This is a genomic window from Herbaspirillum sp. FG34 (assembly GCF_057809315.1).
In genome coordinates, this window is sequence record NZ_JBMDJS010000014.1 from 121185 (window position 1) to 137423 (window position 16239).

A 16239-nucleotide genomic window follows, 5' to 3' on the forward strand; every position below is an offset into this window, starting at 1 on the left:
GAAGTGCCAGGGCCGCACCATGGCAGTATCGGTGCAGTATCGTTCACCATCAGCTTTAGGCAAGGAGCAGCAGGCACATGAACAAGATCAGGATGATGGGCGCCCCCACCGACGTGGGCGCCAGCCGTCGCGGCGCCTCGATGGGACCGGCGGCGCTGCGCGTGGCCGAATTGCAGCGCGGTCTGCAGCAGCACGGGCTGGAGGTCATCGATGGCGGCGACCTGGGCGGCCCGGCCAATCCGCAGCAGCCGCCGGTGCAGGGGCTGCGCCATCTGGAGCAGGTGGTGCAGTGGAACCAGACGGTCTTCGAGGCGGTATCGGCCAGCCTGGCGCAAGCCGAAGTGCCCTTGCTCATGGGCGGCGACCATGCCCTGGCGGTGGGCTCCATTGCCGCCGTGGCGCAGCACTGCCGCAGGCAGGGCAAGTCTCTGCGGGTGTTGTGGCTCGATGCCCATGCCGATGCCAATACCAGCGACTCCACCCCGACCGGCAATATCCACGGCATGCCGGTGGCCTGCCTGCTGGGCGTGGGGCCGGCGGCGCTGACCGGCCTGGGCGGCCAGACCCCGGCCTTGCAGCCGCAGCAGATCAGCCAGATCGGCATTCGCAGCGTGGACCGCGAAGAAAAGCGTCATCTGCGCGAGCTGGGCGTGCGCGTCTTCGACATGCGCCACATCGACGAGTACGGCATGCGCGCCACCATGCAGGCGGCGCTGGCCGACATCGGACCCGATACCCACCTGCATGTCAGTTTCGATGTCGATTTCCTCGACGCCGCTCTGGCGCCCGGTGTGGGCACGGCCGTGCTGGGCGGGCCGACTTATCGCGAGGCGCAGCTTTGCATGGAGATGATCGCCGACACCGGTCGTCTGGCCTCGCTGGACGTGATGGAACTGAACCCGGCCTGCGACGTGCGCAACCAGACCGCCGAGGTGGTGGTGGATCTGGTCGAAAGCCTTTTCGGGAAATCCACCCTGATTCGACAAGACCTCTCATTGCCTGCAATTGGAGGTTGAAGGAAAGCGGGCAATGCCCGATCATTCAGGGTTTTGTAGCCGCCGGCGGGCGGGAACCAGGGCGTGCTGCCCGCATTCCCGCGCGCCGGGAAGCGCCCGCACACCGGGGCGGCAGCGAGCTGCGCACGCATCTTGCTCTCCCGGTTCATTCCTCCGTCAGAAAGAAGTCATCATGTCCCTCAAGAAATTGTTCACCCTGGCCGCCAGCGCGCTGGCCCTCTCCTGCGCTGCCGGCACCACCCTGGCCGCTGACCAGACCTATGTGGTCGGCGCCGGCGGCACCTACCGTCCCTTCGAGTTCGAAACCCCGAAGAAGGAACTGGTCGGTTTCGACATCGACCTGATCAAGGCCATCTCCAAGGCGTCCAACTTCAAGATCCAGCTGGTCAGCACACCCTGGGAAGGCATCTTCGCCACCCTCGGCCAGGGCGACCGCGACATCATCATCTCGGGCATTACCATCACCGACAAGCGCGCCCAGATCGTGGACTTCTCGCTGCCCTACTTCCCGGCCGAGCAGGTCATCATCACCAATGCCGATGCCAAGATCGGCTCGCTGGCCGACCTGAAGAAGACCCAGGTGGCCGTGGTCAATTCCACCGCCGGTGACATCGTGGTCTCCGACGAACTGGGCAAGTCCAGCACCGCCATCCACCGCTTCGACAATACCGTGCTGATGCTCGAAGAACTCTATCGCGGCGGTGTCGATGCTGCCGTGGGCGACGTGGGCGTGATCAAGTTCTACATCAAGAGCCACCCCGAGAAGAAGTTCAAGGTGGTCGGTGACACCAAGTTCGTGCGCCAGTACTTCGGCATCGCCGTCAAGAAGGGCAACACCGAACTGCTGGAGAAGATCAACGCCGGCTTGAAGCAGATCGTTGCCGATGGCACCTATGCCAAGATCTACAAGACCTGGTTCGACGGCGACGTGCCGACCCTGCCGCTGAAGTAAGCTCCCCGGCGTACCGGCTTGCCCTGGCCGGGCGCCCCTCCGAGAGCGCCGCCCCGCCCCCTTGGTGCGGGGTGTGCTGCCTGTCCTGCCGGTTTCATTTTTTCCGCTTTTCTCAACATCTCCGTTTGAACGGATTCATCATGCACTCCTTCTTCCAATGGGAAATCATCGGCGAATACGCACCGCTGTTCGTCGAAGGCACCTGGATGACCTTGAAGGCCGCGATCATCTGCGTCATCGCCGGCACCTGCTGGGGCCTGGTGCTGGGCGTGGGCCGCCTGGCCGAGGCGCGCCATGGTTTCTGGAAATATTTCCTGCGCTACTGCGTGCAGTGGCCGATTCGCTTCTATGTCAGCTTCCTGCGCGGCACGCCCCTGTTCGTGCAGATCCTGCTGATTCACTTCGCGCTCATGCCGATGCTGATCAACCCCAGTGGCGGCCTGATCCTCTCGGGTGACCTGGCGCGCGAGATCCGCTCGCACTATGGCGCCTTCACCTCGGCGGTGCTGGCCATCACGCTCAATTCGGGTGCCTATGTGTCGGAGATCTTCCGCGCCGGCATCCAGTCGATCGACCGTGGCCAGAGCGAAGCCTCGCGCTCCCTGGGCATGAGCTACCTCGGCACGCTGCGCCGCGTGGTGCTGCCGCAGGCCTTCCGCCGCATGCTGCCGCCGCTGGGCAACAATGCGATTGCCATCGTCAAGGATTCCTCGCTGGCCTCGGCCATCGGTCTGGCTGAACTGGCCTATGCCGCGCGCACCGTCTCGGGCGCCTATGCGCGCTACTGGGAGCCGTACCTGACCATTTCGGTGATCTACTGGGTCATCACGCTGGCGCTGTCGGCGCTGGTGCGCCATCTGGAAGCGCGTTACGGCAAGGGAGATGCACGATGAGCACGATGATCAAGGTCAACCAACTGCAAAAGAGTTTCGGTCAGGCGCACATCCTGCGCGGCATCGACTGCGAGATCCGCGCGCGCGAGGTGGTGTGCGTGATCGGGCCGTCGGGCTCGGGCAAGAGCACCTTCCTGCGCTGCCTCAACGGCCTGGAGGAAGTCAGTGATGGCGACATCTTCATCGAAGGCGTCAAGCTCAATGATCCCAAGGTCAACCTCAATGCCTTGCGCGCCGAACTGGGCATGGTGTTCCAGCGCTTCAACCTGTTTCCGCACATGACGGTGCTGGAGAACCTGATCATGGCACCCATGCAGGTCAAGAAGCTCTCCCGCCGCGAAGCCGTGCTGGTGGCCGAGAAGCTGTTGCAGAAGGTGGGCCTGCTGGAGAAGATCGATGCCTTCCCCAACCAGCTCTCCGGCGGCCAGCAGCAGCGTGTGGCCATTGCCCGCGCGCTGGCGATGGAACCCAAGGTGATGCTGTTCGATGAACCGACCTCCGCCCTGGACCCCGAACTGGTGGGCGAGGTGCTGAGCGTCATGAAGCAGCTGGCCGAGGAAGGCATGACCATGGTCGTGGTTACCCACGAGATGGGTTTTGCCCGCGAAGTGTCGGACCGGGTCTTCTTCATCGACCAGGGCGTCATCATGGAAGAGGGGCCGCCGCAGCAGGTGCTGGGTGAACCGATTCATGAACGTACGCGCGATTTCTTGCGCAAGGTGCTGTAAGCCTCAGTGAAAAAGTGAAAACGCCGGGACGGATCCCGGCGTTTTTGATTTCAGTGATGCGCGCCCAGCACGATGGCGCCCGCCGCAATCACCAGGCAGGACAGCACGCGCCGCAGCGTCAGTCTTTCTCCCATGAAGAGCGTCCCGATCAGGAGCGCAAACAGCACCGAGGTCTCGCGCAGTGCCGAGACCATGCCCATGGGCGCCAGTGTCACGGCCCAGATCACGATGCCATAGGCCAGCAGCGACATCACGCCACCTGCCAGTCCGATCCAGGTGTCCTTGTGCGACAGCACCACCGGCGAGCGGCCGTGCTTGTACTGGTAGAGCAGCGCCAGCGGGATGCTGTCGGCCACGAACAGCCAGCCTGCATAGGCGATGGCATCGCCCGCCAGCCGCGCGCCAATGCCATCGGTGATGGTATAGGCCGCGATGAAGGCCCCGGTGGCCAGCGCCGCCAGCGGGGCGGACAGGTGTTCGCGCTGGCGCATGGCGCGCAGGTTGGCCAGGCTGACGATGCCCGCCGAGACCAGCGCAATGCCGATGACCGTGTAGAGCCCCAGCTGCTCGCCCGCGAACAGGGCTGCGCCCAGCGCCACCAGCAAGGGCGAGGAGCCGCGTGCAATCGGATAGGACTGGCCGAAGTCGCCGATGCGGTAGGCACGGATCAGAAACAGGTTGTAGCCGGTGTGCAGCAGGCCCGAGAGAATGATGTAGAACCAGCTGTCGGCCTGTGGCAGAGGACGCCACAGCACCAGCGGCACCGCACCCAGACCGGCGCCCAGCGTCATGAGCGAGAGCGAGGCCAGGCGGTCGTGGCTGCTTTTGAGCAGGGCGTTCCAGGAGGCGTGCAGCAGGGCAGCCGCCAGGACCAGGGCGATGACGGCCAGGTTCATGCGGCCAATCCGGCATCCAGATCGGCCACGCAACGCCACAGCGCATGACCTGAGGCCAGGTACTTGCGCTCGAAGGGCGTGATGGGTTGCTCAGGCCGCCAGGCTTCGGTCTGGAAAGTGCCGCCAGTCAGGTGGTTCAGGGCCGATGTGAATTCTTCGACATAGATTTGCCAGTTGCTGCGGCATTCCAGCCGTCCGCCCAGCGCCACGATGAAGGGAAACACCGGATGACCCTGCCAGCGCCGGGCCAGGTGGCCGATCTTGGGCCACGGATTGGGGTAGAGCAGATAGTGCTGCGCCGGACGCAGACCGGCCTGATGCGCCAGGCGCCAGTAATCGACCAGATCGGCGCGTACGAAGCAGAGGTTGGTCGGCTGCGGACCATCCCAGTGGGTATTGCGCGCCAGGCGGTCGGCCGACTGATCGATGCCGATGACGAAATGGTCCGGATGGCGCATGGCCAGGTGCAGCGTCGACAAGCCCACTCCGCAGCCGGTATCGAGGATCAGCGGCGCCTCGCCCGCCGCACGCCAAGCGGCCAGGCTGGCATCAAAGGCGCGCAGGTTGTAGTCGGTGACGGGTTTGCGGAAGGGGTGGGTCGGATCGGCGTGGCGCGCCACCAGGGTGGCCAGTTGCTCGTGCACGCCGGTCTGGGCGCTGCGGATGGGGGATGAATTCACGACAAGGTGCGGTAGGCGGCAAAACGCCATTTTAATGGACACCGCCACCCCGTCGCTGATGACAAGCTGACCAAAAGAAAACGCCGCGCGGTGGGCGCGGCGTTGTTGCCTGTGAAGCGGGAAAACCCGACCGGATCAGTGCAAGGTCATGGGATGACGCATCATCACGTCATAACGGCTCAGGAAGTTGTCGATGTCTTCCATGGACGGCTCGGAGGCAATCAGTTCCTGGACATCCTTGCGGAACAGTTCGGCCGCCGGGCCATCGATGTAGATCTCGCGCTGGCCGGACTTGTCCATGATCTCGTAGCCGCCGAAGCGCAGGGCTTCGTGGTCGGTATCGGCACCGAATTCGACGACGCTGTACTGCTCACTGTTGTAGATCAGGTTCATAGTGACTCCTTATGCTGGAATACTGCTTCGAAAAGGAAGTGGCGCCTTCACCGTAAATTTCAAGACCCTTCACCTGGGCCGCGCCTCGTGTGCATTTCTGCTACTTCGATACAGCTCCCTCGGGGAACGCCGCGTCGCTTGCGCTCCTGAGTCTGTTGACGGCAGCTTTGCCCAAAAACTTTGATGGCTGCCTTCTTGCCTGATGATCCAAAACCGTCATGAAGCACTGTCACCGGCTGAAGATAGATGACAAGCCTGCCCGGAAGTTCATCATGCCGCCCCGGGCCGGGTTGCGCACTGGCAAGCCAGACGACACCTTCAGCATGCCGCTGTCGGACGCAAAAGAACATCAGGAAAATTCTGACGCCGCCACAGTTCCGTGACGGCGTTGCCCAAGCACATGCTCAGGCTACCAAAAGAAACGGGACCGCGCTGCGGTCCCGTGGTGCTTGTCCCTTGTGCCATGTGGCTTGTCGATGGCTCAGTGATTCTTGCGCGCCAGCTTGCCTGGTTCCACGCCCAGCTGCTTGAGCTTGCGGTAGAGGTGGGTGCGTTCCAGGCCGGTGCGTTCGGCTACGCGTGTCATGCTGCCGTTTTCGCGCACCAGATGGTATTCGAAATAGGCGCGCTCGAAGGCGTCCCGCGCTTCGCGCAGCGGCAGGTCGAAGGAGATGTTGGCGGCATTGTCAGCCACCTGACCGAAGGGGGCCGCAGCCGGCGTGCCATGATGCAGTGGTTCGCCGCCCAGCGTGGGCGCATAGGTGGTCACCGGGGCCGCGTGTTCGGGCGCATGCAGGCTGTCGGCGGCGCCATTGACCACGGCGGCCACCGGGGCCGGACGATAGCTGGCCGGGCGCACCGCTTCACGGCTGTGCGAGAGGCCCTGCTGCACGGCCTTGAGCAGCTTTTGCAGGGCGATCGGCTTTTCCAGGAAGTTGAGCGCGCCGATGCGGGTGGCTTCGACGGCGGTGTCGATGGTGGCGTGACCGGACATCATGATGACCGGCATGGTCAACAGGCCATCGCGTTGCCACTCCTTCAGGAGCGTGACGCCGTCGGTGTCGGGCATCCAGATGTCGAGCAGCACGAGGTCGGGGACACCGGCCTGGCGAAGCTCGCGTGCCTGCTGCGCGTTTTCCGCAGTGGTCACGACATGCCCCTCATCGCCCAGAATTTCTGAGAGCAATTCGCGGATACCCATTTCGTCATCGACGACCAGGATGTTAGCCATGTGCTGCTTTCCTCGCTGCTAGTTCATTGTCCAAGTGTTCGATCTTGTTCCGGGCCGGCGCGCTCGATGCGGCGTTGGCGAGCATGCCTTGATGAACTGCCGGGTCCCTCCCGGCGCCTTGCTGTCGAATCTTGATCCTGGGGACGGTTTCCGGAGAAAACTGTCTCTTAATCAATAGGTGCTAACTTTACCAGCAAAATTACAATTTTTGCGCCCCGGCCATCGGTCCGATTCTGGATATCGATGCGACCACCATGTTCCTCGACGATTTTCTTGACCATCGCCAGCCCCAGACCGGTGCCTCTGGCCTTGGAGGTGACATAGGGTTCAAAGGCGCGCGCCAGGATGGTGGGCGAGAAGCCGGGGCCGTTATCCATGATCGACAGACGCACCGCTGGCCGGCGCTGGCCAGCGGTGCCGGCAATGTCGATCTGCTCGGTCAGCACGTCGATGCGCGGTGCGCTCTGGCCGTCATCGGTCACGGCATCCTGGGCATTCTGCAGCAGATTATGGATGACCTGGCGCATCTGGGTCGCATCGCCCATGACCTTGCTCATCTCCGGTGCCAGGCGCGCGTGGATCACGTCGCGGCCATCGCCGGCCAGGTAGAGGTTGAGGATTTCCTCGATCAGGGCATTCAGATCCAGCGCCACCGGCTTGGCTGGCGGGGTCCTGGCGTAGTCGCGGAAGTCGTCGACCATGCGTTTCATGGCCGTGACCTGGTTGACGATGGTGGTGGTGCCCTTGTCGAGGATGGCGGCGTCGGCTGGCATGAGCTTGTCGGCCAGGCGGTGCTGCAGGCGTTCGGCGGAGAGCTGGATGGGGGTCAGCGGGTTCTTGATCTCGTGCGCCAGGCGGCGCGCCACCTCGCCCCAGGCAATCGAACGCTGGGCCGAGATGACGTTGCTGATGTCATCGAACACCACCACGTAACCGACGCCGTTTTCCACCGGCAGGTGCGAGCCGCGTGCCAGCAGGGTCAGCTTGTCGTGGTCGGGCTTGCCGCCTGGTTCCTCGTTGGCATCGCGCAGTGCGCCGGGCTGGCGCGAGAGCTCGAACTGGCGCTGCCAGTGCAGGCCGTCGGCACCATCGCTGCTGTGCTGGGCCAGTTGTTCGGAGAAGGCACGGATGATGGCCTGGGCAAATGGGGCCTGGCTGTCGATGGTCTGCAGGGGGGTACCGATATTGGCCGAGAAATCGTGGCCCAAAATGCGGCGCACCGAATCGTTGGCGCTGACGATGTTGAACTGGCCATCCAGCACCATCACCCCGGCCGACATGTTGGCCAGCACCGACTCCAGGTAGGCCTTGGCGTTCTCCAGCTCGGCCCGGTTCCTTTCCACCGAGGTGCGCGCTTCCAGCAGCTGGCGCGTCATGGTGTTGAAGGATTGGGTGAGCGTGCCCAGTTCATCGGAGGTGCTCACGATGGGGCGAGGTGAGAGATTGCCCTCGGCCACCGCCTTGGTGCCTTCGGCCAGCAGCAGCAGCGGCTTGGCCAGGTCGCTGGCGATCAGGAAGGCACTGGCGATGGCGGCGAAGATGGCCAGCAGCAGGGTCAGGGTGAGGGTGACCAGGTAGATCTTGCGCAGGCCCGAGCGCGAGACTGAACGCTGCTGGTATTCGTTGTAGGCCAGTCGCAGTGTTTCGGCATTGCTGGCGAGGTAGTCGGGCACCGGCTGGAGGATCTGCAGGTAGCGCGTTTCGTTCTGCAGGGACATGCCGCGACTGGGGGCCGGTACCAGCACCACCACGTGCAGCCGCAGGTTGCCGTCGGCGTCGGACTCGCCATTGGACGGGCGGGTATCATCGCTTTCCACCGCCGAGAAGGCGCGCGAGACCCGCGCCTGGCGCATCGCCTGGCTGCTGGGCAGCACGGGCGTGAGTGAACCGATGGAGCCGCCCACCGTACTCATCACCTGGCCATTGCCGTTGACGATGGTGATTTCCATGTTCTGGTCGCGCTGGCGGGAGAGGTAGGTCACCTGCTCCGAGTCGCTCATGTCGGAGAGTTCCTGGGCCATGCCACGCGCCCGCGAAACCAGGTCCGAGAGCGAGGAATCCAGCGCATTGCGGCCCAGGTTGAGGCCCGATTCGAGCGCCGCCTCCATGCGCACGTCGAACCAGGATTCGATGGAGCGCGACACGAACTGCACCGACATCAGGTAGATCACCGCTCCCGGCACGATGCCCACCAGCGCAAACATCAGCACCAGTCGCGCCAGCAGCTTGGAGCCGAACTTGCCGCGCCGGTAGCGTTTGTAGAGCCGCCCCAGCAGCAGCAGCACCAGTCCCAGCAGCGAAATGGCGGCCAGACCGTTCAAGAACAGCAGCCACGGGTAGTGCTGCTCGAAGAGGGCGGAATTTTCGGAGGCCGAGGCCAGCAGGAACAGCAGGACGCTGATGACGCCCCCGCCGACCACCAGCAGATAGCGTAAGGTGCGGCTCATTCGGGTTTGTAGTTGAATTCGATCCAGTCCGAGGACAGGCGCCAGTCACTGTTGTTGAGCGCATTGACCTGGAAAGGCTTGGGCAGCTGCGCCACGTCCAGGCGCATGCGCAGGCCGACCTGGTAGGTCTCGCCGGACTTGAGGGTGTTGTTGTCGGCGACGATCCAGCGCGGCGGGCGGCGGATCAGGGTCAGCGCGTCCTCGAGGTTGGTGAAGCTCTGCTGCAGCTGGCCGCTGATGGCGGTGTGGTATTGCCGGGTCAGCACGTTGTAGGACAGACGCAGGGTGCGCGTGAGCGAGACGCTGGTCTCGTCGAACCAGTACCAGCGCCGCCGGGTCAGCTGGACCTCGGTGGTGAAGTACAGGGGCACACCGCGCGAGAGCGCATCTTCCAGGCCGCGATTGAGGTCGAAGTCATAGGAAACCGAGAGGCGGTAGCCTTCGTCACTGGCTTCGATGCTGGCCTGGTTGATGGTGATTTCGGCGGCCTGCACGGCCAGGGTGGAACAGGCCAGCAGCAGCGCCAGCAGCCATTGCAGCACCGCGCGCAACAGCCGGGAGGGCTGGCGGGCGGGCGCGGGAGTCGGGAAGGGGGCCGATTGCGTCAAATTCATGCACCAGGTTTTTGGAACAGCGCATAGAACAGGCCATCGTGATCGGCATCGGCACGGGCCGTCGGCAACAGTTGGCCTGGAGCGGGCAGCCGGATGGCATGGTTTTTCTGCGCGAAGGCGATCGCTTGCTGCTCCGATTCCTGGGGCCACAGCGAGCAGGTTACGAGCAGCAATTTACCATCCGGTCGCAGCATCTGCCAAAGCTTGTCCAAAATTTGCGCAGAAAGTGTTGCAAGCTGCACGGTGTCGGTCTTGCGACGCAGCCAGCGGATATCCGGGTGGCGCCGCACGATGCCCGAGGCAGTGCAAGGTACGTCGGCCAGGATGCGGTCGTAGCCCTGGCCATCCCACCAGCTGTCGTCGCGGGCGTCACCCGTGAGCAGCCTGGCCTTGAGCTGCAGCCGGTCGAGGTTCTCGGCGATGCGCTGCAGGCGGCGCGGGTCGTGATCCAGTGCCTGCAGGTCGAGCTCGGCCAGTTCCAGCAGATGGCCGGTCTTGCCGCCGGGTGCGGCGCAGGCATCGAGCACCCGCATGCCGTCGGTCACGTCCAGCAGCGGTGCGGCCAGTTGGGCGGCCGCATCCTGTACCGATACCACACCCTCGGCAAAGCCGGGGATCTGCTGCACCGGCATCGGCTTGTCCAGCCGCACTGCGCAGGGACCGATGGCACGCGCGCCGATACCGGCCTGCTGCAGCGTGGCCAGGTACTGCTCGACGCTGGCACGGCGACGGTTCACGCGCAGCGTCAGTGGCGGTGGCTGGTTGCCGGCGTGGAGGATGGCCTGCCACTGCTCGGGATAGGCGGCCTTGAGACGGTCGATCCACCAGGTCGGGTAGTTCCAGGTGGCGGGCGGGGTCTTGCCGGCCTGCGGCATGAGCGTCGCACGTTCGCGCAGGAAGCGGCGCAGGATGGCGTTGACCACTCCCTTGGCGAAACTCATGTCCTGGCTGATGGCGGCCGCCTGCACTGCCTGGTCGACCACGGTGAAGCTGTCGTAGCCGGCTTCTTCTTCATTGACCAGCAAGGCCAGTGCCGTCACCAAGAGGCCGTGCAGCACTTCCGGTTGCGGTGGCTTGTTGGCCAGCAGACCCAGCAGGCTGTCGCTCAGGCCGAGCTGGCGCATGGCGCGGTAGCTCAGGTCCTGGATGGCACCGCGTGCCGGGGGCGGCGCATCGCTGCGGGCGAAGATCTGCGCCAGCGCCTGCGGCAGCGCATGGCCGGCGCCCACGGCGGCCACTGCCTGGGCGGCATAGGCCAGCTGGTAGGCCAGGGAATCGGCCTTGGCGCCGGGGGAGAGGAGAGAAATCTGGATCACGTCTTGGCTGGCTCAGGAAGATACGACAGCGCCCGTGTTGCAGCACGGCAATGACCGGTGCGAGGGGCGCGGGCCGCCAGTGTACCAGCGGCCCATGCTGACCACACCTGCGTCATGCGTTTTCGTGCGGTGGCCCTGGCCGCAGCAGGGCAGTCGCTGGGTGCCCGGAAACGACAAACGGCTGCCGCGGTGGATGATCGCGGCAGCCGTTCGGCCAGGGTGCATCAGGTCCGCAAGCAGCCGGCGCCATCGCGGCCCCGGTCTTGCCCGGCCATCAGACGCCCCAGAGGATGTCGTAATTGCCCTTCTTGGCTTCGCGCAGCATGTCCAGCAGCGGATAGGCGCGGGCCGAGAAGCTGACCGGTTCGATCTTTTCGTGGTTGTGGTCGTCGACGTCGGCGTTGTGGTGGGCGTTGACGTCACGCGCCAGTGCCTCGGCCGCTTCGTGCGACTTGCTGGCGTTGATCTGCTGTTCCAGCACGGCGACGGCGTCACCGGCCTCGGCGGCAGTGATCACGCCACGGGCGAGGTCCTTGTGCAGCAGGTCCAGGATGGGTTTGGCGTGCGACTCGTACATCACCACATCGGCAGCCGCTTTTGATTTGAATGTGATCAGCATATTTCCTCAGGGTCTTTGATTGAAAACGTTTTTTGGGGCGCGTACGTCAACGCGCACGCGCTGGAAATGCGCTGCAGACTGCATCCGCATTTCTGCGGGAATGCCCGTTTGGAGTGACAGGCAACACAAGAATACTCTGCTAGCCGGAATCTTGTCATCCGGCTCGGCCCCGCTCAGCTTGGTTTGAAAGAGCTGAAAAAGGTTTCAATATTTTCCTCGGTGAAGGCTTTTTCTTCCCCTACGATGAGAATCTGGTACACCCGGCGTTCCCGTACCGCCAGGCGGGCCACCAGCCGCAGGGGGCGGCCCCGGGCCGCGCCGTGCGCATCCAGATCGAGCGTGCGCGTCAGGCCCGTGGTTTTGCCGGGCCAGCGCGGCGAGCCTTGCGGCTGGCCGCCGATGTTGTTGAGCAGGGCGGTGCGCATCGCGTCCAGCGCCCGGTCGGCCGCTGCCGCATCGGGCAGCTCGGCCGTACCCACGGCGAAGGTGAGGCCGTCGACCTCGGCGGCGGTCATGCTCATGTCGACCTTGGGGCCGTCCAGGTCCACCGGGCGCGTCACGCTGGCCGGCTTGGCTGGCAGCAGCACCACGAAATGCGCACCGTTGTCGCTGGCTTCGCGCCAGTTGTAGCGCGGCGAACAGGCCGCCAGGCACAGGCAGGCCAGCGACAGCAACAGCAGGGCAGGACGAAGAGGGCGCATGGCAACGGTCCGAAAACGGCGAGAGAGGCATCATAACAAAGGCGCTTGCAAGCCAATATGAAGCAAATAACGCGTTTGTCCGATGGTCTGCGCGCAATTCTTGCGGTATAAGAACGCATCGAAACGGACCCCCTCGACCGATATGAATCAACATACCCAAACCGGCCTGCCGGAACTGACCCTGCGCGGCATGTTGCTGGGCGCGCTCATCACGGTGGTGTTTACCGCCTCCAACGTCTATCTTGGCCTGAAGGTCGGCCTGACCTTTTCCTCGGCCATTCCCGCTGCGGTGATTTCGATGGCGGTGCTGCGCCTGTTCTCCAATGCCAACATCCTGGAAAACAACATGGTCCAGACCCAGGCGTCTGCGGCCGGCACCTTGTCTTCCATCATCTTCATCCTGCCGGGCCTGGTGATGATGGGCCACTGGCAGGGCTTCCCCTTCCTGCAGACGCTGGGCATCTGCGCCGCCGGCGGCATGCTGGGCGTGATGTTTTCCATTCCGCTGCGCCGGGTGATGGTGGTGCAAAGCGCGCTGCCCTATCCGGAAGGGGTGGCGGCCGCTGAAATCCTGCGCGTGGGCAGTGCCGACGCCGACGGTGGCGAGCAAACCCGGCGCGGCCTGCGCGATATTCTCTTCGGCGGCACCCTGGCAGCAGCCTTCAGCGTGATTGCCAGCGGACTGAAGTTGTTTGCCGAAAGCATCAGCCTCTGGTTCACCGCCGGGGCCTCGGTGGTGCGTCTGACCATGGGATTTTCGCTGGCGCTGGTGGGGGCGGGCTACATGATCGGCATCGTCTCCGGCATCGCCATCCTGATCGGGCTGGTGATTGCCTGGGGCGTGGCCGTGCCTTATCTCACGGCGGTGACCCCGCATGCGGCTGACGTGGCCATGTCGGACTTCGCCAATGGGCTGTGGAAAAGCCAGGTGCGCTTCATCGGTGCCGGCATGATCGGCGTGGCGGCGGTCTGGACCCTGGCCACGCTCTTCAAACCCATGCTCGAAGGCGTCAAGGCCTCGCTGTCGACGCTCGCGCGGCGCCAGCAGGGCAGCACCGAGCGCACCGATCAGGACATGTCGCCGCGCTGGATCATCGCCATCAGCCTGGCCATGATTGCGCTGCTGGCGGTGGTGTTTGCCTCCTTCCTGTCGGAGGCGCCGGTGTCGCCGGCGCTGTTCATCGGGCTGATCGTCTATGCGGTGGTGTTTGCCTTCGTGTTCGGCTTCCTGGTGGCGGCGGCCTGCGGCTACATGGCCGGGCTCATCGGTTCCTCCTCCAGCCCGATTTCCGGTATCGGCATCGTGGCGGTGATTCTGGTGTCGGTGCTGCTGCTGGTCTCGGGCGCGGTCGATCCGCTGCTGGCCACCCCCGACGGCAGCAAGCTGGCCATCGCGGTGGCGCTGTTCGTGACCGCCGCCATCATCGCGGTGGCCGCCATTGCCAATGACAACCTGCAAGACCTGAAGACCGGCCAGCTGGTCGGCGCCACGCCCTGGCGCCAGCAGGTGGCGCTGCTGGTCGGTTGCGTGGTGGGTGCGCTGATCATTCCTCCGGTGCTCAATCTGCTCTACAACGCCTACGGCTTCACCGGTGCCCTGCCGCGCGCCGGCATGGATGCGGCGCAGGCCCTGGCGGCGCCACAAGCCACGCTGATGACGGCCATCGCGACCGGCATCTTCACCCGTGAGCTGAACTGGACCATGCTGGGCGTGGGGGTGGCGCTGGGCATCGTGCTCATCGTCATCGACTGGCTGCTGGCCCGTCGTGGCGGTGTGGCGCGCCTTCCGGTGCTGGCGGTAGGCATCGGCATCTACCTGCCGCCGATGGTCAGTAGCGCCCTGTTCCTGGGGGCCTTGCTGGGCTGGCTGATTGAACGCGCATTGCGGCGTCGTGCGCTGGCCGCTGGTGCCGATCCGCAGGCCTATGCGGACCAGCCGCGTCAGCGTGGCATTCTGGTGGCATCCGGCCTGATCGTCGGGGAGAGTCTGGTCGGCGTGCTCTTGGCGGCCATCATCGGCTTTACCGGCAAGGATGCACCGCTGGCCGTGGTGTCGGGCGCGTTTGAGTCGACCGCACAGTGGCTTGGACTGGTCGCGCTGGCGCTGGTACTGATCGCCTTTGCGCGGCGCATCCTGCCGGCGCGCTGAAGAGGCCCTAATACCCGCCCAGCATGCGCCGATACTGGACCGCCTCGGCCACGTGCGTCTGCAGGATGTGTTGGGCATCGGCCAGGTCGGCGATGGTGCGGGCCAGTTTCAGCACCCGGTGATAGGCCCGCGCCGACCAGTTCAGCCGCAGCATGGCGGCCTGCAGCAGTTGGGCCGCGGCATCGTCGTGCTGGCAGTACCGGTCGATTTGGCTGCCACCGAGCTGGCTGTTGGGTTTGCCTTGGCGCTGCCATTGACGTTCAAAGGCGCGTGCGACGCGCTTCGCGATGGCGGCGCTGGATTCGCCCGGCTGCTGGCTGGCCAGTTCGGCGGGGCTCAGGGCGCTCACATGGATCTGCATGTCGATGCGGTCCAGCAGCGGACCGGACAGGCGCGCCTGGTAGCGCTTGACCAGCTCGGGCGTACAGCGGCAGCGGCCTTGCGGATCACCATGCAGTCCGCACGGACAGGGATTCATCGCCGCAATGAGCTGGAAGCGCGCCGGGAACCGTGCCTGCCGCGCCGCCCGCGATATCACGATATGCCCCGATTCCATCGGCTGGCGCAGCACGTCAAGCACGCTGCGCGGGTACTCGGCGATCTCGTCGAGGAACAGGACCCCATGATGCGCCAGCGAGATTTCTCCGGGCCGGGGTGAACTGCCGCCGCCGACCAGCGCCACGGCGGAGGCGGTGTGGTGCGGTGCGCGATAGGGGCGTTGGCGCCAGCGATCCATGTCGACACTGCCGCTCAAGGATTGCACCGCCGCTGACTCCAAGGCCTCTTCCAGCGTCATCGGCGGCAGGATGCCGGGCAAGCGCGTGGCCAGCATCGACTTGCCGGCACCGGGTGGCCCGACCAGCAGGATGCTGTGCTGGCCGGCCGCGGCCACTTCCATCGCGCGTCGCGCCTGTAACTGCCCTTTGATGTCGCTGAAATCCGGATAGGTCGGCACGTCCACTGCCGACCGTGGCGGGTGCCGCTGCAGCCGGGCCGCAGGGTCGCGCGTACTGAAGTGGCTGCAGACCTCCAGCAAGGACCTGGCGGGAAGGATGTGCGCCTCGGGCAGCAGTGCCGCTTCGTCGGCATTGGCCGCCGGCAGGATGAAGCTGCGTGGCTGGCCGTGTTCCTGGTGCTCCCGCTGGATGGCGCAGGTCATGGCCAGCGCGCCGCGAATGGGCAGCAACTGGCCCGACAGCGACAGCTCTCCCGCATATTCATGATCGTCCAGCCGGTCCGCAGGAATCTGCTCGGAGGCGGCCAGGATGCCCAGCGCAATGGGCAGATCGAAGCGTCCGGATTCCTTGGGCAGGTCGGCCGGAGCGAGGTTGACGGTGATGCGGCGGGCAGGGAATTCAAACCGGGCGTTTTGCAGCGCTGCCCGAACGCGATCACGGGCTTCCTTGACCTCGGCTTCGGGGAGCCCGACGATGGTAAAGGCCGGCAAGCCATTGGCCAGGTGCACCTCGACCGTCACAGGCGGGGCGCTCATGCCGGCCAGGGCGCGGCTGCGCAAGACTGCCAGGCTCATCGCAATGCGCCCGGCAGCTTGTCAGCAGGAAGAAGGGAAGGGGGAGAAAAAGAGAAAAGTGTCCGGGCCAGGA

15 protein-coding genes are annotated in these 16239 nt (G+C 64.9%); 5 read left to right on the forward strand and 10 right to left on the reverse strand.

Translation table 11 applies throughout. From position 1 onward, the window contains the following. Nucleotides 1–77: 77 nt before the first annotated feature. The 4 genes from rocF to ACODSZ_RS17475 all read left to right on the forward strand — a co-directional run bounded on the left by rocF (nt 78) and on the right by ACODSZ_RS17475 (nt 3589). On the forward strand, nt 78–1016 hold the full coding sequence (gene rocF / locus ACODSZ_RS17460; RefSeq protein ID WP_488928144.1) for an arginase: 939 nt from the start codon (nt 78–80) through the stop codon (nt 1014–1016). A 172-nt stretch (nt 1017–1188) separates the two neighbouring features. After that, nucleotides 1189–1968, forward strand: coding sequence for a basic amino acid ABC transporter substrate-binding protein (locus tag ACODSZ_RS17465; RefSeq protein ID WP_008334022.1), 780 nt, complete (start codon nt 1189–1191; stop codon nt 1966–1968). A gap of 140 nt (nt 1969–2108) precedes the next feature. Continuing rightward, nucleotides 2109–2861, forward strand: coding sequence for an amino acid ABC transporter permease (locus ACODSZ_RS17470; protein WP_008334024.1), 753 nt, complete (start codon nt 2109–2111; stop codon nt 2859–2861). Between the two features lie 5 nt (nt 2862–2866). Beyond that, the gene (locus tag ACODSZ_RS17475; RefSeq protein ID WP_008334027.1) at nt 2867–3589 is read left to right on the forward strand and encodes an amino acid ABC transporter ATP-binding protein; all 723 of its coding nucleotides are present in this window, start codon (nt 2867–2869) and stop codon (nt 3587–3589) included. Between the two features lie 50 nt (nt 3590–3639). On the opposite strand, the gene ACODSZ_RS17480 is transcribed toward ACODSZ_RS17475, so the two are convergent. The 9 genes from ACODSZ_RS17480 to ACODSZ_RS17520 form a co-directional block, all read right to left on the reverse strand. Continuing rightward, entirely contained in the window at nt 3640–4485 is an 846-nt protein-coding gene (locus ACODSZ_RS17480; protein WP_175344519.1) for a DMT family transporter, read from the reverse strand. Further along, nucleotides 4482–5165, reverse strand: a complete 684-nt coding sequence (trmB, locus tag ACODSZ_RS17485) for a tRNA (guanine(46)-N(7))-methyltransferase TrmB (RefSeq protein ID WP_175344518.1) — start codon at nt 5163–5165, stop codon at nt 4482–4484. The genes ACODSZ_RS17480 and trmB overlap by 4 nt, the downstream gene beginning before the upstream one ends. 135 nt (nt 5166–5300) lie before the next feature. Continuing rightward, nucleotides 5301–5558: a BTH_I0359 family protein gene (locus ACODSZ_RS17490; RefSeq protein ID WP_008334032.1), complete on the reverse strand. Its 258-nt coding sequence runs from the start codon at nt 5556–5558 to the stop codon at nt 5301–5303. Nucleotides 5559–6039: 481 nt separating this feature from the next. Beyond that, on the reverse strand, nt 6040–6789 hold the full coding sequence (locus tag ACODSZ_RS17495) for a response regulator (protein ID WP_175344517.1): 750 nt from the start codon (nt 6787–6789) through the stop codon (nt 6040–6042). Between the two features lie 167 nt (nt 6790–6956). Next, nucleotides 6957–9236 (reverse strand): sensor histidine kinase, encoded by a 2280-nt coding sequence (locus ACODSZ_RS17500; protein WP_488928145.1) that lies wholly within the window; start codon nt 9234–9236, stop codon nt 6957–6959. Beyond that, nucleotides 9233–9850 carry a DUF4390 domain-containing protein gene (locus tag ACODSZ_RS17505; protein ID WP_008334037.1) on the reverse strand — a complete coding sequence of 206 codons (618 nt, stop codon included), beginning with the start codon at nt 9848–9850 and terminating at the stop codon, nt 9233–9235. Before ACODSZ_RS17505 ends, ACODSZ_RS17500 begins: the two co-directional genes overlap by 4 nt. Continuing rightward, nucleotides 9847–11166 carry a 16S rRNA (cytosine(967)-C(5))-methyltransferase RsmB gene (rsmB, locus tag ACODSZ_RS17510; RefSeq protein ID WP_175344516.1) on the reverse strand — a complete coding sequence of 440 codons (1320 nt, stop codon included), beginning with the start codon at nt 11164–11166 and terminating at the stop codon, nt 9847–9849. The genes ACODSZ_RS17505 and rsmB overlap by 4 nt, the downstream gene beginning before the upstream one ends. Nucleotides 11167–11440: 274 nt before the next feature. Then, nucleotides 11441–11785, reverse strand: coding sequence for a DUF1840 domain-containing protein (locus ACODSZ_RS17515; protein ID WP_008334039.1), 345 nt, complete (start codon nt 11783–11785; stop codon nt 11441–11443). Nucleotides 11786–11958: 173 nt separating this feature from the next. Next, nucleotides 11959–12486 (reverse strand): hypothetical protein, encoded by a 528-nt coding sequence (locus ACODSZ_RS17520; RefSeq protein ID WP_008334048.1) that lies wholly within the window; start codon nt 12484–12486, stop codon nt 11959–11961. Between the two features lie 142 nt (nt 12487–12628). Here ACODSZ_RS17520 and ACODSZ_RS17525 point away from each other — a divergent pair, with 142 nt between their 5' ends. After that, nucleotides 12629–14635 (forward strand): OPT family oligopeptide transporter, encoded by a 2007-nt coding sequence (locus ACODSZ_RS17525; RefSeq protein ID WP_008334050.1) that lies wholly within the window; start codon nt 12629–12631, stop codon nt 14633–14635. A 7-nt stretch (nt 14636–14642) separates the two neighbouring features. On the opposite strand, the gene ACODSZ_RS17530 is transcribed toward ACODSZ_RS17525, so the two are convergent. Continuing rightward, nucleotides 14643–16166, reverse strand: coding sequence for a YifB family Mg chelatase-like AAA ATPase (locus ACODSZ_RS17530; protein WP_175344515.1), 1524 nt, complete (start codon nt 16164–16166; stop codon nt 14643–14645). Nucleotides 16167–16239: the final 73 nt, after the last annotated feature.